Source organism: Gemmatimonadota bacterium (assembly GCA_040388625.1).
GTDB lineage: Bacteria > Gemmatimonadota > Gemmatimonadetes > Gemmatimonadales > Gemmatimonadaceae > Fen-1247.
The window spans coordinates 1-1,462 of record JAZKBK010000015.1; the positions used below are offsets into that span (position 1 = coordinate 1).

Consider the following 1,462-nt stretch of genomic DNA (forward strand, 5'->3'; position numbering starts at 1 on the left):
ATCCGGAGTATCGGTTGTTCGGGCCGGCGACGGTGCTCGAGCCTCCCCGTGACGGGTCGCAGCTGGATGCGCATCTCGTCGAGCGGGCTCTAGTCGAGATCCATGAGCGGAACCCGGTTGAGGTGGTCGTGATGGACATGACGAACGGCGCGCAGTTGTCGCAGTGGATCGAGGAGGAGCTCGGCGCTCAGGTCGTTGACCGTCAGCAGTCGAATCCGCTTGCGTGTTTGGACTACGCGCGGTTCATGGAGGCTTTGCGCGAGGGGTGGTTGCATCACACGGGTGATGTGGCGTTGACGCAGCATGCGTTGAACGCGATTGCGCGGATGCTTCCGTTGGGCGATGTGAAGTTCGAGCGGCCGAAGGAGTCACGGACCGTTCGTGATGATCTGGCGCGCCGCAGGGTTATCGATGCGCTTGTGGCGGCGGCGATGGTTCATTCGACAGCGGCTGCGTCATTGGACACGCCAAAATACACCGGGCCGATGGTTGCGTTCGGATGAAACTCTTGCTCGCCATTCTTGCTGTCTTGTCCGGTGCTTTGCTCATAATCGCGGGTGTTTCCATGTTCAGCATTCCTGCAGCGGTCATCCTGGCCGGTTGTGCCCTGCTTGCCGCGGGCGCCTTGCTGATCGACGTGACTGAATGACGAATTTGGTTCGTCGGATCGCGTCGCGTGGTGCGCTCGAGGAGCAGCGGTCGAACGCATTGGCGTTCCAGCAGTGGGTCGACATGATCAACTACAACAACGTGATGTACCCGGTCGGGTACAACCAGACGCTGGTTGGGGATCGGGAGGACGTTCGAGGCGATTTCACGGGGCTGATCGCGGGGGCTTTTCAGGCGAACGGCATCGTTTTTGCGTGCATGTATACGCGGATGCTGCATTTTTCGCAGATGCGGTTCCAGTTTAGGCAGATGCGTTCCGGGAAACCTGGGGCTCTGTTTGGGACGCCTGCGTTGCAGATGTTGGAGACTCCGTGGCCGAACGGAACCACGTCGGATCTGTTGGCGCGGATGATCCAGGACGTCGACCTCTCGGGTAACTCATACATCGTTCGGACAGGCGATAGGTTGGCTCGGCTGCGGCCGGATTGGGTGTCGATCCTGCTGGGATCCCAGACGGATCGTGAGTCGTGGGTTGCCGGCGACCCTGACACCGAGGTCATTGGTTACATCTACAAGCCGGGTGGTCTGAGGTCGGGGGAGAAGGAGATGTTGTTCCACCCGGAGCGGGTCGCGCATTTCGCACCGATCCCGGATCCGATGGCGAACTACCGCGGCATGTCTTGGCTGACGCCGCTGATCCGTGAGATCCAAGCCGACCAGGCAATGAACGCACACCGGCTGAAGTATTTCGAGCAGGGCGCAACCGTGAACCTGGTGTTGCGACCGCCACCCGAGCCGCAGCTGAACCAAGACCAGTTCATGGAGTGGGTCAACATCATCCGCTCCGGCCACG

Annotated in this window: 3 protein-coding genes; all 3 read left to right on the forward strand. The window is 60.7% G+C overall.

The features are described from left to right. The coding region (locus tag V4529_17235; protein MES2360088.1) for a hypothetical protein at positions 1-503 on the forward strand (503 nt) is incomplete at its 5' end. After that, entirely contained in the window at positions 500-649 is a 150-nt protein-coding gene (locus tag V4529_17240; GenBank protein MES2360089.1) for a hypothetical protein, read from the forward strand. The genes V4529_17235 and V4529_17240, both read left to right, overlap by 4 nt. Continuing rightward, the coding region (locus tag V4529_17245) for a phage portal protein (GenBank protein ID MES2360090.1) at positions 646-1,462 on the forward strand (817 nt) is incomplete at its 3' end. The genes V4529_17240 and V4529_17245, both read left to right, overlap by 4 nt.